Origin of the sequence: Pseudomonas fungipugnans (genome assembly GCF_029955235.1) — a bacterium.
Taxonomy (GTDB): Bacteria; Pseudomonadota; Gammaproteobacteria; order Pseudomonadales; family Pseudomonadaceae; genus Aquipseudomonas; species Aquipseudomonas fungipugnans.
Genome location: NZ_JARBWL010000001.1, coordinates 1,124,966 through 1,145,695 on the forward strand (window position 1 = coordinate 1,124,966; position 20,730 = coordinate 1,145,695).

The following is a 20,730-nucleotide window of genomic DNA, read 5'->3' on the forward strand; positions in this document are numbered from 1 at the left end:
GTGATTCTCCATGTCGTCAGCCACTACCGTCTCCACGGTGCACCCGGTCGATCAGATTCTGCCGGCGCGGCAAATGCTCACCCTCGGCCTGCAACACATGGCCGTCTCGTATATTGGCGCCATCGCCGTGCCGTTGATTGTCGCCAGTGCCCTGAAAATGTCCCAGGCCGACACCGTGGTGCTGATCAGCACGACGCTGTTCTGCTCCGGGATCGCCACGCTGCTGCAAACCGTCGGCTTCTGGAAATTCGGCGTGCGCTTGCCGATCTTGCAGGGCGTGGCGTTCAGCAGCGTCGGCCCGGTGATCGCCATCGGCACCAACCCACAAGTGGGGTTCGCCGGGGTCTGCGGGGCGGTGATTGGCGCGGGGATCTTCACCATGCTCGCCGCGCCGTTCGTGGGGCGATTGCGGCGATTTTTTCCGCCCGTGGTGACCGGTTGCATCGTCACCGTGATCGGTTTGCAGCTGTTCCCGATTGCCTATGAGTGGGTCGGTGGCGGGCGCAACGCCAGCAATTTCGGCGCCCCGGCGTACCTCGCCGTGGCCATCGTGGTGCTGGCGACCATCCTGCTGGTCAACCGCTATGGCAGCCCGATGCTGCGCAACATGGCGGTGCTGATCGGCATGCTGGTCGGCGCGGCGCTGGCCTACGGCTTAGGCATGGGCAGTTTCCAGAGTGTGCAGCAATCACCGTGGCTGACCGTGCCCTACCCGTTCTACTTCGGCTTGCCGACCTTCAGCCTGGTGCCCATCGCCACCATGATCGTGGTGATGATCGTGCAGATGGTCGAGTCCATGGGGCTGTTCGTCGCCATCGGTGACATCGTCGACAAACCGGTGGAAGAGAAACAGGTGATCAACGGCCTGCGCGCCAATGGCCTGGCCAGCACCATCGCCGGGATGTTCGCCGCGTTCCCGTTCATTGCCTTCATGGAAAACGTCGGCCTGGTGATCCTGACCGGCGTGCGCAGCCGCTGGGTGGTGGCGATCAGCGGCTTGCTGATGTGCCTGGTGGCATTGGTACCCAAGGCCGGGGCAATCATCGCCTCGATGCCGACCGCGGCCCTGGGTGGCGCCGGCATCGCCATGTTCGGCGTGGTCGCGGCGGCCGGGATTCAGACCCTGGCCAAGGTCGATTACGAACGCAATCGCTACAACGTGCTGATCGTCGGCTTCACCATCGCCGCCGCCCTGGTGCCGGTGCTGGCGCCGACCCTGTTCAAGCAAATGCCCGAATGGTGCCAGCCGTTCCTGCACAGCAGCGTGGTGATCGCCTGCCTGGTGTCGGTGCTGCTCAACGCCGCCCTCAACGGCGTCAGCGTGCCGGATGCCAGCGCCAGCAAACCCGCCTCTCACAGCCTCTGACCGGAGCCGACCATGACTCAATTGCAAAATATCCTGATCAAGAATCCGCTGGCGGTAATGACCGGTCTGCGCGGCCCGCGTGCCCGAGCGGGCGCGGTGGACATCCGCATCGTCAAAGGCCGCATCGCCGAAATGGCCACCGGGCTCGAAGCGCAACCCGGTGAGCGGGTGATCGATGCGCGCCATTCGCTGGTGTATCCGGGGTGGATCAACACCCACCATCATCTGTTCCAGAACCTGCTCAAAGCCGTGCCCGAAGGCCTGAATCAGGACCTGCAAGGCTGGCTGGCAAGCGTGCCTTATCCGCGCCTGAACCGCTTCACGCCACAGCTGACGCGGATCGCCGCGCGGCTGGGCATGGCCGAGTTGCTGCTGTCGGGCGTGACCACCTGCGCCGATCACCACTACCTCTATCACGCCCACGGCAGCACCGAGAGCGGTGATCAGTTGTTCGACACCGCCGACGAATTCGGCATGCGTTTCGTGTTGTGCCGGGGCGGCGCGCTGGAGTCGGCCAGCGCCCATCCGGGGTTCTCGAAAACCGCACTGCAACCGGAGACGCTGGAGCAGATGGTCGGTGATATCGAACGGTTGAAATCGCGCTACCACCAGGACACGCCCGACGCGATGCGCCGCGTGGTCGTCGCCCCCACCACTCCGACCTTCTCGCTACCACCGACCCTGCTGCGCGAACTCGCCCACACCGCCCGCGGCCTCGGCCTGCGCCTGCACACGCACCTGTCGGAGACGCAGAACTACGTCAATTTCTGCCGTGAAAAATACAACTGCCTGCCGGTGGAATTTGTCGCCGAACACGAATGGCTCGGCCCCGACGTCTGGTTCGCCCACGCCGTGCACCTGCAACCCGGCGAAATCCGCATGCTCGCGCAAACCCGCACCGGCGTGTCCCACTGCCCGGTGAGCAACGCACGCCTGGGCAGCGGCGTGGCGCCCGTGCCGCAGATGGTCGAGGCCGGGGTGCCGGTTTCCCTGGGGGTGGATGGTGTGGCGTCCAACGAATCCGGAAGCATGGTCGGCGAAGCGAACACCGCGTGGCTGATCCACCGTGCCGAACAAGGCGCCTCGGCCACTACCGCCGAAGACGTGATTCACTGGGGCACCGCCGGAGGTGCGCAGGTCTTGGGACTGGGTGCGGTCGGGACACTGGAAGTCGGGCAAGCGGCGGACCTGGTGATCTACGGCCTCGACCATCCACGGTTCTTCGGCTTCCACGACATCGCCGTGGCGCCGGTCGTCGCGGGTGAACCGATCACGGTGCGTTACAGCATTGTCGGCGGTCGTGTGGTGGTCGATGACGGCGTGATACCGGGGCTGGATGTACAGCAGATGCGCGCCGAAGCGTGGGACGGGGTGCGCCAGTTGATGGCGCAGAATGTCGACTGACCCACACCTCCAGCCACCCCCCCTGTCGGAGCCAGCCTGCTCGCGAATAGGCCAGCACACTCAACATCTCTGCTGGCTGACACACCGCTTTCGTCGGAACGCCGCCCGGACCAAGCCCGCTCCCACAGGGGAGCTGCTGGGCATGCATATGTTGTGTACGACGCCAAACCAATGTGGGAGCCGGGCTTGCCCGCGATGGCGATTGCACACTCAACATCTCTGCTGACTGACACACCGCTTTCGTCGGAACGCCGCCCGGACCAAGCTCGCTCCCACATAATTCTGCGTTTGACTGCCTGATCCGGGGTCGCACAGCTGATGCACCTTGCTCCTACGCCGCCATGTCACCCCTGGCAATCGCCTGCGACGCTGCCAGCATCGCCCGCAACAACACCGCACAGCCATCTGCCAGGTCCTGCGGTGCGGCGTTTTCGATTTCGTTGTGGCTGATGCCGCCCTCGCACGGCACGAAGATCATCCCGGCCGGGCCGAGTTCGGCGAGGAAAATCGCATCGTGTCCCGCCCCGCTGACAATATCCATGTGTGACAGGCCCAAGCCTTGCGCCGCGCCGCGTACCGCTTCGACGCAGCCCTCGTCGAAGTACAGCGGCGGGAAGTCCGCAGTGGGTGTCAGTTCGAAGGTCAGGCCGTGTTCTTCGCAAGTGGCTTCGATGACCTGGCGGACCTCGCTGATCATCGAATCCAGGCGTGCAGGCTCCAGATGGCGGAAGTCGAGGGTCATGCGCACTTCGCCGGGAATGACGTTGCGTGAGCCCGGATAGGCTTGCAGGCAGCCGACGGTGCCGCAGGCGTGGGGTTGATGGCCGAGGGCCGCGCGGTTGACCGCGCCGACGATGACCGAGGCGCCGACCAGGGCGTCCTTGCGCAGGTGCATCGGGGTCGGTCCAGCGTGGGCTTCGACACCGCGCAATTTCAGGTCGAACCATTTCTGACCGAGGGCGCCCATCACCACGCCGATGGTTTTGTGTTCGTCTTCAAGAATCGGGCCTTGTTCGATGTGGGCTTCGAAATAGGCGCCCACCGCATGCCCGCTGACTTTGCGCGGGCCAGCGTAGCCGATGGCGTTCAGCGCCTCGCCGACGGTGACGCCCTCGGCATCGACCTTGGCCAGGGTTTCTTCGAGGGTGAATTTTTCCGCGAACACGCCGGAGCCCATCATGCACGGGGCAAAACGCGAGCCTTCTTCGTTGGTCCAGACCACTACCTCCAGCGGCGCTTCGGTTTCCACCCCAAGGTCGTTGAGGGTGCGCAGCACTTCGACCCCGGCCAGCACGCCGAAGCAGCCGTCGAACTTGCCGCCGGTGGGTTGGGTGTCGATGTGGCTGCCGGTCATCACCGGAGGCAGATTGGGGTTGCGACCGGGACGGCGGGCGAAAATGTTGCCGACGGCGTCGACGCTGACGGTGCAGCCGGCCTCCTTGCACCAGTTGACGAAAATGTCCCGGGCCTGGCGGTCGAGGTCGGTCAGGGCCAGGCGACATACGCCACCCTTGACCGTGGCGCCGAGCTTGGCGAGTTCCATGAGCGACTGCCACAGGCGGTCGCGGTTGATGTGCTGATGGGTGGACTGCAGAACGTCGGTGGCCGCGCTCATGGTGATCTCCTCAGGCTGTTCTTATGGGTTCTTTCAGGTAGTTCTCTGGTGTTGGTAATGCCGTCTTCGCGAGCCTGCTCGCGAAGGGGCCATCCGCTACACCGAAGATTTCACAACGGACGGGTTGGTCCGCATCGAACACAACCCGTAGTAAATCAACCCGCCCAACGCCGAACCGGTAAACCAGCCGTAGCTGTAGAACCAGCTGAACGCATCGCTGCCCAGCGACAGCAACGTCAGCACCACCGGCACGCCGAAGGCGATAAAACCGAACCAGTTCCACGCCGGGTACACGTCATCGCGGTACAAACCGGCCAGATCCAGTTGCTGTTTCTTGATCAGGAAATAGTCCACCACCATGATCCCGGCGATCGGCCCCAGCAGGCTGGAATATCCCAGCAGCCAGTTGGAATACACGGTTTCCAGGCTCACGTCCGACACGATCAGCCCGAGTTTTTTCAGCAGTTCATGGCCCATCAGCAGCAACCCGACCAGGCCGGTGAGCATCACTGCCCTGGTACGGTTGATCACCTTTGGCGCGATGTTCTGGAAGTCGTTGGTCGGCGACACGATGTTGGCGGCGGTGTTGGTGGACAGCGTGGCGATGATGATCAGCGCCATGGCCACCGCGACCCAGACCGGGCTCTGGATGTGGCCGATCAGGCTGACCGGGTCAGACACGGTGACACCCACCAGTTTCACCGAAGCCGCCGTCATGATCACGCCGAGGGAGGCAAACAGGAACATGGTCAGTGGCAAGCCGAATATCTGCCCGAGGATCTGGTCCTTCTGGCTTTTGGCGTAGCGGCTGAAGTCCGGGATGTTCAGCGACAAGGTGGCCCAGAAGCCGACCATCGCGGTCAGCCCGGCGGCAAAGTAGCTGACCACGCTGGCGCCTTCAGGACGCTTGGCCGGGATCGCCAGCAACTCGGTCATCGACACGTTGGGCATGGCCCACACCAGCAAGCCGATACCGACCGCCACCAGCAGCGGCGCGGACAGGGTTTCCAGCCATTTGATCGACTCGGCGCCGCGCAGCACCACCCACAGGTTCAACGACCAGAAGATCATGAAACCGATCACTTCGCCGGTGCCACCCAGGGATTTCCAGCCCTCGAAGATCGAGCCCAGAAACAGGTGGATCGCCAGCCCGCCGAACATCGTCTGGATGCCGAACCAGCCACAGGCAACCAGCGCGCGGATCAGGCATGGCACGTTGGAGCCCAGAATGCCGAAGGACGAACGCAGCAACACCGGGAATGGAATGCCGTACTTGGTGCCGGCGAAGGCGTTAAGCGTCAGCGGGATCAGCACAATGAGGTTGGCGAACAGAATCGCCAGCAGCGCTTCGCCCACGCTCAAGCCGAAGTACGCGGTGAGCACGCCGCCGAGGGTGTAGGTCGGCACGCAGACCGACATGCCGATCCACAGCGCGGTGATGTGCCATTTGTTCCAGGTTCGCTCGCGCACCTTGGTCGGTGCCATGTCGTGGTTGTAACGGGGACTGTCGAGGACGTCGCTGCCGGCTTCGAGTTCGTACAAGCCGTCGCGCTCGGTCACTTGCGATCTGATCTGTTGCATGGCCGCTCCACTGTTCTTTGAATTATTTTTGCTCATCAGGGGCTGGCGCCAGGGAGCGCAAGCCGACGATGGCCGGAGGAACTGACAACTTTCATGGACCGGCCAAGGTGTCAGCGGCGGCATCAATTAACGTGCCGGGTGCCCCGCTTGCGCATCGGGCAGTGCCATAAAATCTTTCTAAACAACTGATGTTCATCAGTTTTGTAACTTCAACTATTGAATCCCCGGTTACTTGTTGCACCCCTCAGGCTGAAGGATCAGCAAGTTGTCCGAACTGTCAGGACTCAATCTGGTGCATCAAACTTTTTTGCACAATCGCGCCTCAACCATAGGCCCTCCTCAAGCGGCTGATTTCACATAGGAAATCTCGTCTATTTTTTGAACCTGTCAAGTGCGTCAAAATGGTGAGAGGCTGAACCATTTTGGTGATTTTCATATTTAATCGTTATTTATCAACGAGTTATTATAGGTATAAGCTTATAAAAAATATTCTTGCTCATTTTCCAAACTGCGACTAGCTTCTATTCCTGACAGCGATGACAGGAATACACCTGTTTGCGTCTGCTTCATATAAAACATTTAGAACCGGCACAAGTCGGTCAATGCCTGCGAGGAACTCGGAATGTCTCTGTTGATCCGTGGCGCCACCGTTATTACCCATGATGAAAGTTACCGCGCCGACGTCTATTGCGCCGACGGCGTGATCAAGGCCATTGGTGAACACCTTGATATCCCCGCAGGTGCCGAAGTGCTCGATGGCAGCGGCCAATACCTGATGCCTGGCGGCATCGACCCCCACACGCACATGCAACTGCCCTTCATGGGCACCGTGGCCAGTGAAGACTTTTTCAGCGGCACGGCGGCCGGTCTGGCCGGTGGCACGACCTCGATCATCGATTTCGTGATTCCCAATCCGCAGCAGTCGTTGATGGAAGCGTTTCATCAGTGGCGCGGTTGGGCCGAGAAGTCGGCATCGGACTACGGTTTCCACGTCGCCATCACCTGGTGGAGCGAACAAGTGCGTGAAGAAATGGCCGAACTGGTCAGCCATCACGGCATCAACAGCTTCAAGCACTTCATGGCCTACAAGAACGCGATCATGGCCGCCGACGATACGCTGGTGGCGAGTTTCGAGCGCTGCCTGGAGCTGGGCGCGGTGCCCACCGTGCACGCCGAAAACGGCGAACTGGTCTATCACCTGCAACGCAAGTTGATGGCCCAAGGCATGACCGGGCCGGAAGCGCACCCGTTGTCGCGGCCCTCGCAAGTGGAAGGCGAAGCGGCGAGCCGGGCGATTCGCATTGCCGAAACGATCGGTACGCCGCTGTACCTGGTGCATGTCTCGACCAAGGAAGCCCTCGACGAAATCACCTATGCCCGCAGCAAGGGTCAACCGGTCTACGGCGAAGTACTGGCCGGGCATCTGCTGCTGGACGACAGCGTCTATCAGCACCCGGACTGGCAGACCGCTGCCGGTTACGTGATGAGCCCGCCGTTCCGTCCGCGTGGTCATCAGGAGGCGCTATGGCATGGTTTGCAATCGGGCAACCTGCACACCACCGCCACCGATCACTGCTGTTTCTGCGCCGAGCAGAAAGCCGCTGGTCGCGACGATTTCAGCAAAATCCCCAACGGCACCGCCGGGATCGAAGACCGCATGGCGCTGCTGTGGGATGAAGGAGTGAACACCGGGCGCCTGTCGATGCAGGACTTTGTCGCGCTCACCTCCACCAACACTGCGAAAATCTTCAACCTCTATCCGCGCAAGGGCGCAATCCGTGTCGGCGCCGATGCCGACCTGGTGCTGTGGGATCCGCAAGGGACTCGCACTATCTCGGCCAAAACCCACCATCAGCAGGTGGACTTCAACATCTTCGAAGGCAAGACCGTGCGCGGCGTGCCGAGCCACACCGTCAGCCAGGGCCGGGTGGTCTGGGCCGATGGTGATCTGCGGGCCGAGCGTGGGGCCGGGCGCTATGTCGAACGGCCGGCTTATCCGGCGGTGTTTGACTTGTTGAGCAAGCGGGCCGAGTTGAACAGGCCGGTTGCTGTGAAACGCTGAAAGCGGCCTTCGGCCTATCGCGAGCAAGCTCGCTCCCACAGGGGAATGCATTCCAAATGTGGAAGCGAGCTTGCTCGCGATGGGGCCGGCACTAACAACAAAAATACCCAATGCCCATCAGAGGCAATACCTCAAACCGTGAGGCAAAAAACCGTGATCAATACCCTGACCCACCTCCCCCATCCCGCAGAAAACGCCGCCGCCCTCGCCGGTCATTTCACCGACCTGGCGCCGCCGCTCAACGACCGGCAGGCGCACCTTGAAGCCTCACGATGCCTGTATTGCTACGACGCGCCGTGCGTGAATGCCTGCCCCAGCGAGATCGATATTCCGTCGTTCATCCGCAACATCCATCAGGAAAACGTCCAGGGCGCAGCGCAGAAAATCCTCTCGGCCAACATCCTCGGCGGCAGTTGCGCACGGGTGTGCCCGACGGAAATTCTTTGCCAGCAAGCCTGCGTACGTAACAACGCCCACGAATGCGCGCCGGTGCTGATCGGCCTGTTGCAGCGTTACGCCGTGGACAACGCGCACTTCAGCCAACACCCGTTCCAGCGCGCCGCTGCCACCGGCAAGCGCATCGCCGTGGTCGGAGCCGGTCCGGCGGGGTTGTCCTGCGCCCATCGCAGTGCGATGCACGGGCATGAGGTGGTGATTTTCGAGGCCAGGGAGAAAGCTGGCGGTCTCAACGAATACGGGATCGCCAAGTACAAACTGGTGGACGACTACGCGCAGAAGGAGCTGGATTTTCTGCTGGAGATTGGCGGGATCGAAATCCGTCACGGGCAGAAACTCGGCGACAACCTGACCTTGAGCGAACTGCACCAGCAATTCGATGCGGTGTTTCTCGGCCTTGGCCTGGCCGCCAGCAAACAGCTGGGCCTGGCCCACGAGGATGCACCGGGGCTGGTCGCCGCCACGGACTACATCCGCGAATTGCGGCAAGCCGATGACCTGAGCCAATTGCCGCTGGCCGACCGCTGCATTGTCCTTGGCGCCGGCAACACCGCCATCGACATGGCCGTGCAAATGGCCCGCCTCGGCGCTCGCGATGTGAACCTGGTATACCGCCGTGGCGTCGAGGACATGGGCGCCACCGGCCATGAACAGGATATCGCCAAGGCCAATCAGGTGCGTTTGCTGACCTGGGCGCAGCCGGAAGAAGTGCTGCTCGATGATCACGGCAATGTGCGCGGCATGCGTTTCGCCCGCACGCAGATGATCGACGGTCGCCTGCAAACCACCGGCGAGACCTTCGAGCTGGCCGCCGATGCGATCTTCAAGGCCATCGGTCAGGCCTTCGATGGCAACGCCCTCGCCGATCCGCTGGCCCGGGAACTCAAGCGCCAGGGCGAACGGATTCAGGTGGACGAGCAACTGCGCACCAGCATCCCCGGCGTGTATGCCGGCGGTGACTGCACCAGCCTCGATCAGGACCTGACCGTGCAAGCGGTGCAACATGGCAAATTGGCCGCCGAGGCCATCAACGCGCAACTGCTGCTCAACGTGGAGGCTGCGTAAATGGCCGATCTCTCGATAGTCTTCGCCGGCATCAAAGCCCCCAATCCGTTCTGGCTGGCCTCCGCGCCACCGACTGATAAAGCCTACAACGTGGTCCGTGCCTTTGAGGCCGGCTGGGGTGGCGTGGTCTGGAAAACCCTGGGTGAAGACCCGGCGGCGGTCAATGTGTCGTCGCGCTACTCGGCGCATTTCGGCGCCAACCGTGAAGTGCTGGGCATCAACAACATCGAGCTGATTACCGACCGCTCGCTGGAGATCAATCTGCGGGAAATCACCCAGGTCAAAAAGGACTGGCCGGACCGGGCGCTGATCGTCTCGCTGATGGTGCCCTGTGTTGAAGAATCCTGGAAACACATCCTGCCGCTGGTGGAAGCCACGGGTGCCGACGGTATCGAACTGAACTTCGGCTGCCCGCACGGCATGCCGGAACGGGGCATGGGCGCGGCGGTCGGCCAGGTGCCGGAGTACGTCGAGCAAGTCACCCGCTGGTGCAAGACCTATTGCTCGCTGCCAGTGATCGTCAAGCTGACACCGAACATCACCGACATCCGCATCGCCGCCCGTGCCGCTTACCGGGGTGGCGCGGATGCGGTGTCGCTGATCAACACCATCAACTCCATTACCAGTGTCGATCTGGAGCGCATGGTCGCCATGCCGACAGTGGGATCGCAGAGCACTCACGGCGGTTATTGCGGCTCGGCGGTCAAGCCGATTGCGTTGAACATGGTCGCCGAAATAGCCCGCGACCCGCAGACCCTGGGCCTGCCGATTTGCGGCATTGGCGGCATTGGCAGCTGGCGCGATGCGGCGGAATTCATTGCCCTGGGCAGCGGCGCGGTGCAGGTGTGCACGGCGGCGATGCTGCATGGTTTCCGGATTGTCGAAGAGATGAAAGATGGCCTGTCGCGCTGGATGGACAGTCAGGGCTACGCCAGCCTGAGCGAGTTTTCCGGGCGGGCGGTGGGCAATACCACGGACTGGAAGTACCTGGACATCAACTATCAGGTGATCGCGAAAATTGACCAGCAGGCGTGTATCGGTTGCGGGCGCTGCCACATTGCCTGCGAAGACACTTCGCACCAGGCGATTGCCAGCCTCAAGCAAGCGGACGGCACGCACAAATATGAAGTGATTGAAGACGAGTGCGTGGGCTGCAACCTGTGCCAGATCACCTGCCCGGTGGCGGACTGCATCGAGATGGTGCCGATGGACACCGGCAAGCCGTTTCTGGACTGGAACCATGATCCGCGTAATCCGTACCATGTGGCGGTTTGAGAGGTTGGCTACCCTTTGAGTTGAAACCCAAACCCTGTGGGAGCGAGCTTGCTCGCGAAAGCGTCGGGTCAGCCACATTGATGCTGGATGTGCTGGCGTCTTCGCGGGCAAGCCCGCTCCCACAGTTGATGGCGGTTGGGCTCAAATTTTGTATTCACCTCAAGTTTCCTGTGGGAGCGAGCTTGCTCGCGAAGGCGTCGGGTCAGCTACATTGATGCTGGATGTGCTGGCGTCTTCGCGGGCAAGCCCGCTCCCACAGTTGATGGCGGTTGGGCTCAAATTTTGTATTCACCTCTAGTCTCCTGTGGGAGCGAGCCTGCTCGCTCCCACAGGGATTTCGCACGGTCGTACATTAGCGAAAATCGCGGCTCTGCACGCTGATGCCATTCAGCAACGGACTCAAATCACTCAAGCGTCCGGCAATCAAATGCCGCACCTCGCCTTCCCTCTCCCAGCGCCCATCGACCTTGAGCAATTGCGACCCCACCAGCACCTGCCGCTGGCGTTCAGCCAGGTCGCGCCAGACCACCACATTGACGTTGCCGAATTCATCCTCCAGGGTCACGAACGTCACGCCGCTGGCAGTCCCCGCCCGCTGGCGCCCGGTAACCAGCCCGGCGACGCTGACCGGGCGGCCATGTTCAAGGTCGAGCAACTCCCTGGAACTGCGGCAACGCCGGGCCTGCAGTTCAGCGCGCAACAACGCCAATGGATGCGGCCCGAGTGTCGTACCCACCGTGGCGTAATCAGCCTGCAAATTCCCGCCGACCGTGGGTTTGGGCAGGTGCACTTGCGGCTCTTCCTGACGCGGCAAACCGGCAAACAGGCCGAGTTGTTTCTGCACCCCCGCCACTTCCCAGCGTGCCCGATGCCGGTCACCGGCCAGGCCGCGCAAGGCCCCGGCATCGGCGAGTTGTTCCTGGGCGCGGGCGTCCAGTTGTGCCCGCTCGCCGAGGTCGGCAATGTCGATAAACGTCCCCCGCGCCCGTGCGCTCTCAATGCGCCGGGCATCCTCTTCGCGAAAACCCTTGATCATGCGCAAGCCCATGCGAATCGCGGGCTGTGCCCCGGTGATCGGTTCCAGGCTGCAATCCCAGTCGCTGGCGCGCACGTCCACCGGACGGATCTGTAAATGATGCCGGCGCGCATCCTGAAGAATCTGGTCAGGGCTGTAGAAACCCATGGGCCAACTGTTGATCAGCGCACAGGCGAAGGCAGCCGGTTCGTGGCATTTCAGCCAGCAACTGGCATAGGTCAGCAAGGCGAAACTGGCCGCGTGGGACTCGGGAAACCCGTAGCTGCCAAAGCCCTTGATCTGCTCGAAAATCTGCGCGGCGAACTCTGGGGTGTAGCGTCTTTCTTTCATGCCGTCGGCTAGTCGCTGCCGATGCGGCTCAAGCCCGCCATGGCGCTTCCAGGCGGCCATGGAGCGGCGCAACTGGTCCGCCTCGCCGGGGCTGTAGCCGGCGGCGACGATGGCGATTTGCATGACCTGCTCCTGGAACAGCGGCACGCCCAGCGTCCGTTCCAGAACCACTTCGAGTTCCTGCGACGGATAGACCACCTTTTCATCACCGTTTCGGCGACGCAAATACGGATGCACCATCCCGCCCTGAATCGGCCCCGGCCGGACGATTGCCACCTCGATCACCAGGTCATAGAACCTGCGGGGCTTGAGCCGGGGCAGCATCGACATCTGCGCCCGTGACTCGATCTGGAACACGCCAATGGTGTCCGCCCGACTGATCATGTCGTAGGTGGGCGCGTCTTCGGACGGTATCGTCGCCAGGCTCAGCTCAAGTCCGCGATGCCTGTGCAGCAAATCAAAACAGCGGCGAATGGCACTGAGCATGCCCAGCGCCAGGATATCGACCTTGAGCAAGCCCACCGCATCGAGGTCGTCCTTGTCCCACTGAATGATCGTGCGCTCGGCCATGGCTGCATTTTCCACTGGCACCAGGGTGTCCAGCGGCTGCTCGGAAATCACGAAACCACCGGGGTGCTGCGACAGGTGCCGAGGGAAGCCGATCAGCTGCCCGGTCAGGCTCAGTACCCGGCGCAACACCGGGCTGTCGGGATCGAAACCGCCTTCACGCAGGCGCTCCACGGGTGGCGTCTGGTCGCTCCAATGACCACAGCAATCGGCCAGGGCATTGATCTGGTCCGGCGGCAATCCGAGCGCCTTGGCCACGTCGCGTACCGCGCCCGCGGCGTGGTAGGTGCTGACCACAGCGGTCAGTGCGGCGCGGGTGCGGCCGTAACGCCGGAACACGTATTGAAGGACTTCTTCGCGGCGCTCATGCTCGAAATCGACGTCAATGTCCGGCGGCTCGTTGCGCTCCCTGGACAGAAAGCGTTCGAACAACATCGTGCTTCGGTCCGGGTCGATTTCCGTGATGCCCAGGGCAAAACACACCACCGAGTTGGCGGCCGAGCCCCGCCCCTGACAGAGGATTTTCTGATCACGAGCGAAGCGCACGATGTCGTGGACCGTCAGGAAATAACTCTCGTAGCCCAGTTCGGCGATCAGCTCCAGCTCTTTGTCGATCTGCTTCAATACTTCGGCTGTCGGTGCTTTCCAGCGCCACTGGATGCCCTCTTCAGTCAAATGCCGCAGCCAGGACGTGCCCGTATGGCCTTCGGGCACCAACTCGCGGGGATACTCATAACGCAACTGCTTCAGGTCGAAGGTGCAACGCCGGGCGATAGTCAGGGTTTCGGCCAGCAAGGCCGGCGGATAACACTCGCCCAACGCTTCAAGGCTGCGCAGGTGCCGCTCGCCGTTGGGGTGCAGGCGCATCCCGGCCTCGGCCACCGGCAGGTGATGGCGGATCGCGGTCATGGTGTCCTGCAAGGCACGTCGGCCACGGGCGTGCATGTGCACATCGCCGCTGGCCACCGCCGGGATTTGCAGTTCCCCGGCCAGGGTCAGCAGCGCGGCCAGCCGCCGAGTGTCGTCCTGCCCGCGATGCAACTGCACGGCCAGCCACAGGCGTTCGGCAAAAACCTGCTTGAGCCAGCGCCCCTGTTCAACCGCCTCGACGGTGTCCGGTACCCACAACGCCAACAGCCCCGGCAACGGTTCGCTGAAGTCTTCGCGCAGCACCTGGTACTGGCCTTTGTGCGTTCGGCGCCGCGCCCGGGTGATCAATCGACACAGCGTCTGATAACCCTCAAGGTTCTCCACCAGCAGCACCACTTTGGGGCCGTTTTCGAGGCGTATTTCACTGCCGATGATCAGCGGCAGCTCAACCGCCTTGGCCGCCTGCCAGGCGCGGACGATGCCGGCCAGGGTGCATTCATCGGTAATGGCCAAGGCTTGATAGCCTTGTTTTTTGGCCCGCTGAAACAGCTCCAGGGCACTGGAGGCACCGCGCTGGAAGCTGAAGTTCGACAGGCAGTGCAGCTCGGCATAGTCGACGTTCATGCAAACCAGCCTTGCAACCACAGGGGGCCGTCCTCGCCCACGGTTCGATAGGCCCAGCCCTGCTGGCCGGCGCGGGTCTGGATCAGGTAGTAGTCGCGGCGCACATCGTCGCCGTCCCACCAACCGGATTCGATACGCTCCGGGCCCATGAGAATCCGCGCCGAGCCTTCGTGCACGGCCTGCGGTTCGGTGAGCAGCCAGCCAGGCCGTTTTACCCCCGGCACCCCGGCGCAAACCTGGCTGTCGGCACGGGGCTGCCAGGCGCATTCGGGCCGATGATCGGCCTGGAACCGCAAGCCCTGCACCGCCTCATCCCCCAGCCGTGCCCGCAGGCGTTCGCGCAGTTGCTCCCAGGGCATGGATTGCTGCGGGCGGTCGTCGAACAGTTCCTGACACTGGGGTACAAAGGCCGGCAAGTCTTCGGCCCGCAGGCGAAAGCCACGCACGGGGGCCTCGACCTGCACCTGCTCCAGACGCCCTCGGGCCAGTTCGAACAGCATCGCCGCGTCGCGCTCGGCCCCCAACAGACCGACCTTGATCAGGGTGTCCGGCAACCCGGCATGTTCAAGGAGCAGATCGAAACGCTGCACGCCGCTGTCCCGGCCGCAGAGGAACGCCGACAGATCGCCGGTCAACCGCCTCAGGGGAAACAACAGGGCCTGATGGGATTGCACATCGAAATTGAGTTCGATGCGCACATCGAAACGGTCCGGCGGCAAGTAGAACGCCAGGGCCAGAGGGCGCTCGCCCAGCAGGGTGTCCAGATGCTTGAGTACCTGGGCTTCGAAGCGCCGGGCCAGCGTGTGCCGGGGCAAGGCCTGCACTTGACTCAAGGTACGCAGGCCCATGCGCGACAGGGCCGTGGCCACCGCAGGCTCCAGAGCCAGACGGTCGATGGGCAGTTGACCGAGATGATGCTGCAAGGCCTGAGCGTCCGGCACCACCAGCCCGTCATAGACATTGGCCAACACCCTGGCCGCCACCGGGTTGGGCGCGGCGACGATGCGGTGACGAAAGCCCAGCGCCGTGAGTTCGGCGCGCAACCGGGCCTCGAACTGTGGCCACGGACCGAACAGCCCCAGGCTCGATTCGATTTCAAACACCACGGCACGGGGGTAATGCACGCTGACCTGCGCACTGAAACGATAGGCCCAGGCGGCGAGAAATTGCTGCCACTGTTCAATCTCGGCGGCGTCGTAGTTGGCGGTGGCAAAACCTTTGCTCAGCGCCTGGGCGGCGGTCATTGACTGACCGGGACGCAGACCCAGCGCCCGCGCCGAGCCGTTGACGGCCTGCAACACACGACGCTGGGCCGGGCCGGTCAGCAGCGCCAGCGGCTCATCGGGATTGGCGCGCTGGCGCAGCACGGCGTCCAGCGCCAATTGCGGGAAAACAATACAGACCCAACGCATGGCAACCTCAATGCCCCATGGCAAAGGCAATCGGCGCCGAGCGGGCCAGCCCGCCCCGGCATTTGAGTACCCGCAACTGCGCGGGCCGCGCATCGATGGCAATGCGCAGGGCCGCTGGTGACGGATTGACGGCTTCATGGATCGAGCGATAGGCAAAGGCCAGGGTCTGGCCGGTTTCCGCCGCCACCTGCAAGCGTCGCAACGCCCGGTCATCGGCCTTGTGCGGCCAGCACAGTACGGCGCCACAACTGCCTGAGCGCAGGCATTGTTCTGCCGCCCACAAGGCATCGCGTTCACTGGCCTGGATGATCGACAGCTGTCGCAGATCGACCCCGGCGTCCTGCCAGGCCTGGGGATACGGGATATAGGGGGGCGCCACCAGCACGATGCGCTCACCCGCCGCCGACAAGCGCGCCAGCGTCGGCCACACCAGCTGCAACTCGCCAATGCCCTGCCCGGCCAGCAGTATTTCGCTCAACGCCGCCTCCGGCCAGCCACCGCAGGGCAATGCCGCATCCAGTGCTGCGTGCCCGGTGGGTTGCGGGCTGACTGCCGGTGGCGCAGGCCGGCCCTTCCAGACCTGGCCGCCATTGAACAGCGTGTCCAGCGCAACGACGGCGCCCATCACCCGCGCCTCACCAGACCGCAGAACAGCCCTTCGATGGCCAGGTCCTGATCGGCCTCGACGTTGATCGCCTGGTACGCCGGGTTGCGCGGCAACAGCCGAACGCGGCCGCCGACCCGCTCGAAGCGTTTGATGGTGACTTCGCCATCCAGGCGTGCCACCACGATCTGGCCATTGAGCGCGTCCGGAGTACGGTGCACCGCCACCAGATCGCCGTCGAGAATGCCGTCGTCGATCATCGAATCGCCCTGGACCCGCAGCAGGTAATCCGGGGTACGGGAGAACATCGCCGGGTCAAGAAACAGGCGGCTGTGGACCTCTGCATCGGCACCGATCGGCGCACCCGCCGCCACTCGACCGAGTACCGGAATGTCCAGCAACTCGGGGCGCGCCGGTTGCCCGAGCAGGCGAATGCCCCGCGCCTGATGCGCGTTGACCTCGATAAAACCGGCTTCGGTCAACGCCAGCACATGCTTGCGCGCCACGCTGCGGGAGGCAAAACCAAAAGCCTCGCTGATTTCAGCGAGGCTCGGGGACTGACCGTGCTCCGCGATTCGATCACGGATAAAGGTCAGGATGGCAGTACGGCGGGGAGTCAGAGTGGTCATGGAGTACATTTGTACTCCTGTAGGATATGACTGACAAGAACCGCCAGTCAGCTCAAGCCTCGGGCCGCCAGAAATGCACTGATGCAGTCGATAAAGGCCAACACCTTGGCGGTCGCCCGTCGATGGCTCGGGTACACCGCCAGGATGTGCGCGCCAAAGCTGTCCGGGTCGATGTCGTAGTCCGCCATCACCCGCACCAGTTGCCCGTCGGCAATGTAGGGCGCAGCACTCCACAGCGGTGTATGCAGCAACCCGCGCCCGGCCAGGGCATTGGCCAGCAGCAAATCATAATTGTCGCTGCGCAGGCGTGGCGATCGGGGTTGCGGCAGGCTCAGGCGCTGGCCATCGCGCTCGGCCCACCAGAACTCGCGGCTGAGCAAGGGGTGGCGATACAGCAGCCACTCATGTTCATCGAGGGTTTGCGGCGTGACCAGCCCCTTGCGGGCCAGATAGGCGGGGCTGGCACACAACGCCAGACGGTTGCTGCCCACCACGCGGGCAATCAGCCCCGGCAGGTCGTCATGGCCTTCGCGCAGGGCCAGGTCGTAGCCACTTTCCAGCAAATTGACGAATGCGTCGCACAGGTCCACGTGCAGATCGATCTGCGGGTATTGCTGCACAAAACCACCACAGACGTCGTCAAGGAACGCGCGCCCATAGGCCAGCGGGGCGGTGATTTTCAAACTGCCGCGCAGCCCGTGTTGCAACTGCTCGATCTCCTCGCCGGCCTCCTCCAGGCGCTGCAACACCTGACGAGCGGTGTCCAGATAAAGCCGCCCGGATTCTGTCAGCAGAATGCGCCGGGTGCTGCGCTCGAACAGCCGGGCGCCGAGTTCGGCTTCCAGGTGATTGACCGCTTTGGTCAGCGCCGACGGCGTCTTGCCCAGTTGCTCGGCGGCGCGGCTGAAACTGCCGAGTTGCGCCGTGACCACAAACATTTTCAGTGCGCCCAGCTTGTCCATGCTTTTTCCATTCAGGCAAAAACGTTTTTCGTCAGGCAGGCGTTCTGCTGCGGGTGAGCTGCCACTAATCTGGCCATCAGACGCAATAACAAGGAAATGTTCAATGAAAAAATTCATCCCGAATCTGTTGGTCGCCGCCGTCAGTTTTGCCTCAATGGAAGCCATGGCCACCACTGACCTGGTGTTGCTCAATGGCAAGATTTTCACCGCCGACCGCCGCCAGCCTCAGGTCCAGGCCCTGGCGGTGCAGGACGGCAAAGTGCTGCAAGTGGGCAGCGACGCACAGATCAAGGCCTTGATCGAACCCGGCACCCAAGTGGTCGACCTCGGCGGCCAGACCCTGATGCCGGGCCTGATCGACAGTCATTCCCACGCGATCTTCGGCGGCCTGGAAATGGTCGCGGCCAATATGGAAGACGAGGTGGTCAGCCTCGATGAACTGGAAAAACGCCTGCGCGGCTGGCGTGACGACGGCAAGGCCCGGCATGGCGATGTGTTGAGCGTGGCCGGCATGAGTTCGGCTTATTGGGCGCAGGCCGAGGCCTTTGGCAAGACCTTCAACAGTGGCGAATGGGCCACCGTGCCGGTGGTCTTCACCGGCAGCGACCACCACACCGCGTGGGCCAACAACGTGATGCTGGAGCGCGCCGGCATAAACGCCGCCCTGCTGAAAAACCTGCCGGGCGCCGAGCGCGACACCATCGGCACACTCGCCGACGGTCGTCCCAACGGCTTTCTGGTGGACGCTGGTTGGGACCGGGTCGCCTCGAACATGCCGGTGCCGAGCCCCGCCGACATGTTGAAGGCTGCGCAAACCGCCGTGCGCTACAACAACAGCCTCGGCATCACCGCCTGGATGGACCCGGCCGCCAACGCCGCGCCGGGCGAGCCGGTGTTCGCCCTCAAGCCCACGGAGAACACCGTCGGCGTATTGCCCGTTTACAAGGCCCTGTCGCAAACCGGCGGCATGAGCGCCCACGTCGCCGCCCTGCTGGTGGCCAACCCGAAAAGCATTCCGGCCGATCTCGACACCCTGGACAAGGTCCGTCGGCAATTTCAGGGCATCCCCAACCTGACCCTGCCCGGCATCAAGATCTTCGCCGACGGGGTGATCGAATACCCGGCCCAGAGCGCGGCGATGATCGATCCGTACAACAACTCGCACAAACAAGGCGAGTTGCTGATTGATCCGCAGCATTTCGGCGAACTGGTCAGCGCCATTGACCAGCGCGGCTGGCTGGTGCACATCCACGCCATCGGCGACCGGGCGGTGCGTGAATCCCTGAACGGCATCGCGCAGGCGCGCAAAGACCGGCAGAGCGGTGTGACGCACTCCATCACCCACCTGCAAATGGTCAACCCGAAGGAGTTTGCCCGGTTCAAGCCGCTGAACGTCATCGCTTCGATGCAGTTGCTGTGGGCCACCGCCGATGACTACACCACGGGCATGATCAAGCCCTATGTCAGCGCCCTGGCGTTCCGTTATCAGTACCCGGCGCACTCGCTGCTCAAACAGGGCGCGACCATTGCCGGCGCCAGCGACTGGCCGGTGTCTTCGCCGAACCCATTCAATGCCATGGCCCAGGCGATCACCCGAATCGGCCCGCTGGGCGTACTCAACGCCGATGAACGCATCGACCGCGAAACGATGTTCTACGCCTACACCGTCAACGCCGCCCGCACCATCGGCCTGGAGCAGCAGATCGGCTCGTTGAGTGCCGGGAAACAGGCCGACTTCATCGTGCTGGATCGCGATGTTTTCAGCGTTGACGACAAAGCCCTGCACGACACTCAGGTGCTGCAGACGTGGTTTGCCGGGCGTCAGGTCTACAATCGCCTGTAACCACCGCATCCCCCATAGACGCTGGCGAAGCCTGCTCCAGGGGGGGCTTGTGTCAGCGCTTGAGGATCTGGTCCATCACCCAGTCGGTTTTCAACGCCTCTTCGGCCAGCGCCGGATACCGGGACTCGCCACGAATGTGCGCATTCATGCCCAGTACGTGGTGCCACTGGATGTGCTCGGGATGCTCGATGTGCAGGCTGAGTTGTTCGTCGGCATCCAGTTGCACCGGGTGTGCGTCGAACACTGAAAAAGTGATCCGCCCCTGGCTGCCGATCAACTCGACGCGGTCTTCGCGACGGTCCGCCACGAAGTTCCAGCAGCCCGTGCCCAAGGCTCCCGAAGCGAAACGCCAGGTGGCGCTGACGGCATCTTCGGCGGCATACAAGCCGGCCTGGCGTGCGGTGAAACCGGCCACCTCGGTGATATCGCCGAGCAGGTACTGGAACAGATCCAGGCCATGGCTGGCGAGGTCGGCGAAATAGCCGCCACCGGCAATCGCCGGGTCGCTGCGCCAGTTGTCACTGCCCTCGACGTCGCCTGCGGACGGGGTTTTGGTCAGGGTCCAGCTCAGGTGCCGGACCTCGCCGATGCGCCCGTCCGCCAGCCATTGCCGCACTTGCTGAAAGCGCGGCAACGAGCGTCGGTAGTAGGACACGAACAGGTGCAGCCCGACGTCGGCGAACACCTGTTGCATCTCGCGGCTCTGCCCGGCATTCAGCGACATCGGTTTTTCGACACAGCAATGTTTGCCGGCGGCGGCCACTTTCAGGGCATAGGCGTGGTGACTGTCCGGTGGCGTGGCGATGTACACCGCGTCCACCTCGGGGTCGTTGATCAGTGCATCGACATCGGTGTAGAACCGGGCAATGCCGTGGCGCGCGGCGTAGTCGCTCACCGCCTCCAGACGCCGCCCCATCACCGCCACCAGTGCCGAGCCCGGCGCCTTGTAGAAGGCCGGCCCGCTCTTGCGTTCGGTGACATCGCCACAACCAATCATGCCCCAGCGCACCACGTTCATAATCACTCCTT

General features: G+C 63.1%; 14 protein-coding genes. 6 read left to right on the top strand and 8 right to left on the bottom strand.

Going from position 1 to position 20,730, the window contains the following annotated elements; genetic code table 11:
* The first annotated feature begins 10 nt into the window (after window positions 1–10).
* Both POF45_RS04460 and POF45_RS04465 read left to right on the top strand, forming a co-directional pair.
* On the top strand, window positions 11–1,366 hold the full coding sequence (locus POF45_RS04460; protein ID WP_259494746.1) for a nucleobase:cation symporter-2 family protein: 1,356 nt from the start codon (window positions 11–13) through the stop codon (window positions 1,364–1,366).
* Window positions 1,367–1,378: 12 nt separating this feature from the next.
* Window positions 1,379–2,770, top strand: a complete 1,392-nt coding sequence (locus POF45_RS04465) for an amidohydrolase family protein (protein WP_259494747.1) — start codon at window positions 1,379–1,381, stop codon at window positions 2,768–2,770.
* Window positions 2,771–3,101: 331 nt separating this feature from the next.
* On the opposite strand, the gene POF45_RS04470 is transcribed toward POF45_RS04465, so the two are convergent.
* Window positions 3,102–4,385 carry a Zn-dependent hydrolase gene (locus POF45_RS04470; RefSeq protein ID WP_259494748.1) on the bottom strand — a complete coding sequence of 428 codons (1,284 nt, stop codon included), beginning with the start codon at window positions 4,383–4,385 and terminating at the stop codon, window positions 3,102–3,104.
* A 96-nt stretch (window positions 4,386–4,481) separates the two neighbouring features.
* A complete protein-coding gene (locus POF45_RS04475; protein WP_282315185.1) occupies window positions 4,482–5,966 on the bottom strand; it encodes an NCS1 family nucleobase:cation symporter-1 in 1,485 nt (494 codons plus the stop codon).
* A gap of 622 nt (window positions 5,967–6,588) precedes the next feature.
* Here POF45_RS04475 and hydA point away from each other — a divergent pair.
* The 3 genes from hydA to preA all read left to right on the top strand — a co-directional run bounded on the left by hydA (window position 6,589) and on the right by preA (window position 10,824).
* Window positions 6,589–8,028 (top strand): dihydropyrimidinase, encoded by a 1,440-nt coding sequence (hydA, locus tag POF45_RS04480; protein WP_259494751.1) that lies wholly within the window; start codon window positions 6,589–6,591, stop codon window positions 8,026–8,028.
* A 153-nt stretch (window positions 8,029–8,181) separates the two neighbouring features.
* Window positions 8,182–9,549 (top strand): NAD(P)-dependent oxidoreductase, encoded by a 1,368-nt coding sequence (locus tag POF45_RS04485; RefSeq protein WP_282315186.1) that lies wholly within the window; start codon window positions 8,182–8,184, stop codon window positions 9,547–9,549.
* A complete protein-coding gene (preA, locus tag POF45_RS04490) occupies window positions 9,550–10,824 on the top strand; it encodes an NAD-dependent dihydropyrimidine dehydrogenase subunit PreA (protein WP_282315187.1) in 1,275 nt (424 codons plus the stop codon).
* Between the two features lie 352 nt (window positions 10,825–11,176).
* Here the strand turns inward: preA and POF45_RS04495 are convergent, their stop codons facing one another.
* Genes POF45_RS04495 through POF45_RS04515 form a run of 5 tightly spaced genes read right to left on the bottom strand, consistent with a single transcriptional unit; the run spans window position 11,177 to window position 17,858 of the window.
* Window positions 11,177–14,272, bottom strand: coding sequence for an error-prone DNA polymerase (locus POF45_RS04495; RefSeq protein ID WP_282315188.1), 3,096 nt, complete (start codon window positions 14,270–14,272; stop codon window positions 11,177–11,179).
* Entirely contained in the window at window positions 14,248–15,663 is a 1,416-nt protein-coding gene (locus POF45_RS04500) for a Y-family DNA polymerase (RefSeq protein WP_282315189.1), read from the bottom strand. The genes POF45_RS04495 and POF45_RS04500 overlap by 25 nt, the downstream gene beginning before the upstream one ends.
* 7 nt (window positions 15,664–15,670) lie before the next feature.
* Window positions 15,671–16,288 carry a translesion DNA synthesis-associated protein ImuA gene (imuA, locus tag POF45_RS04505; RefSeq protein WP_259494757.1) on the bottom strand — a complete coding sequence of 206 codons (618 nt, stop codon included), beginning with the start codon at window positions 16,286–16,288 and terminating at the stop codon, window positions 15,671–15,673.
* Window positions 16,288–16,905, bottom strand: a complete 618-nt coding sequence (gene lexA / locus POF45_RS04510; RefSeq protein WP_282315191.1) for a transcriptional repressor LexA — start codon at window positions 16,903–16,905, stop codon at window positions 16,288–16,290. The genes imuA and lexA overlap by 1 nt, the downstream gene beginning before the upstream one ends.
* Window positions 16,906–16,943: 38 nt before the next feature.
* Entirely contained in the window at window positions 16,944–17,858 is a 915-nt protein-coding gene (locus POF45_RS04515) for a LysR family transcriptional regulator (RefSeq protein ID WP_282315192.1), read from the bottom strand.
* A gap of 103 nt (window positions 17,859–17,961) precedes the next feature.
* Between POF45_RS04515 and POF45_RS04520 the strand changes: the two genes are divergently transcribed.
* A complete protein-coding gene (locus tag POF45_RS04520) occupies window positions 17,962–19,701 on the top strand; it encodes an amidohydrolase (protein WP_282315193.1) in 1,740 nt (579 codons plus the stop codon).
* A gap of 52 nt (window positions 19,702–19,753) precedes the next feature.
* On the opposite strand, the gene POF45_RS04525 is transcribed toward POF45_RS04520, so the two are convergent.
* Window positions 19,754–20,719 (bottom strand): Gfo/Idh/MocA family protein, encoded by a 966-nt coding sequence (locus POF45_RS04525; RefSeq protein ID WP_282315194.1) that lies wholly within the window; start codon window positions 20,717–20,719, stop codon window positions 19,754–19,756.
* Window positions 20,720–20,730: the final 11 nt, after the last annotated feature.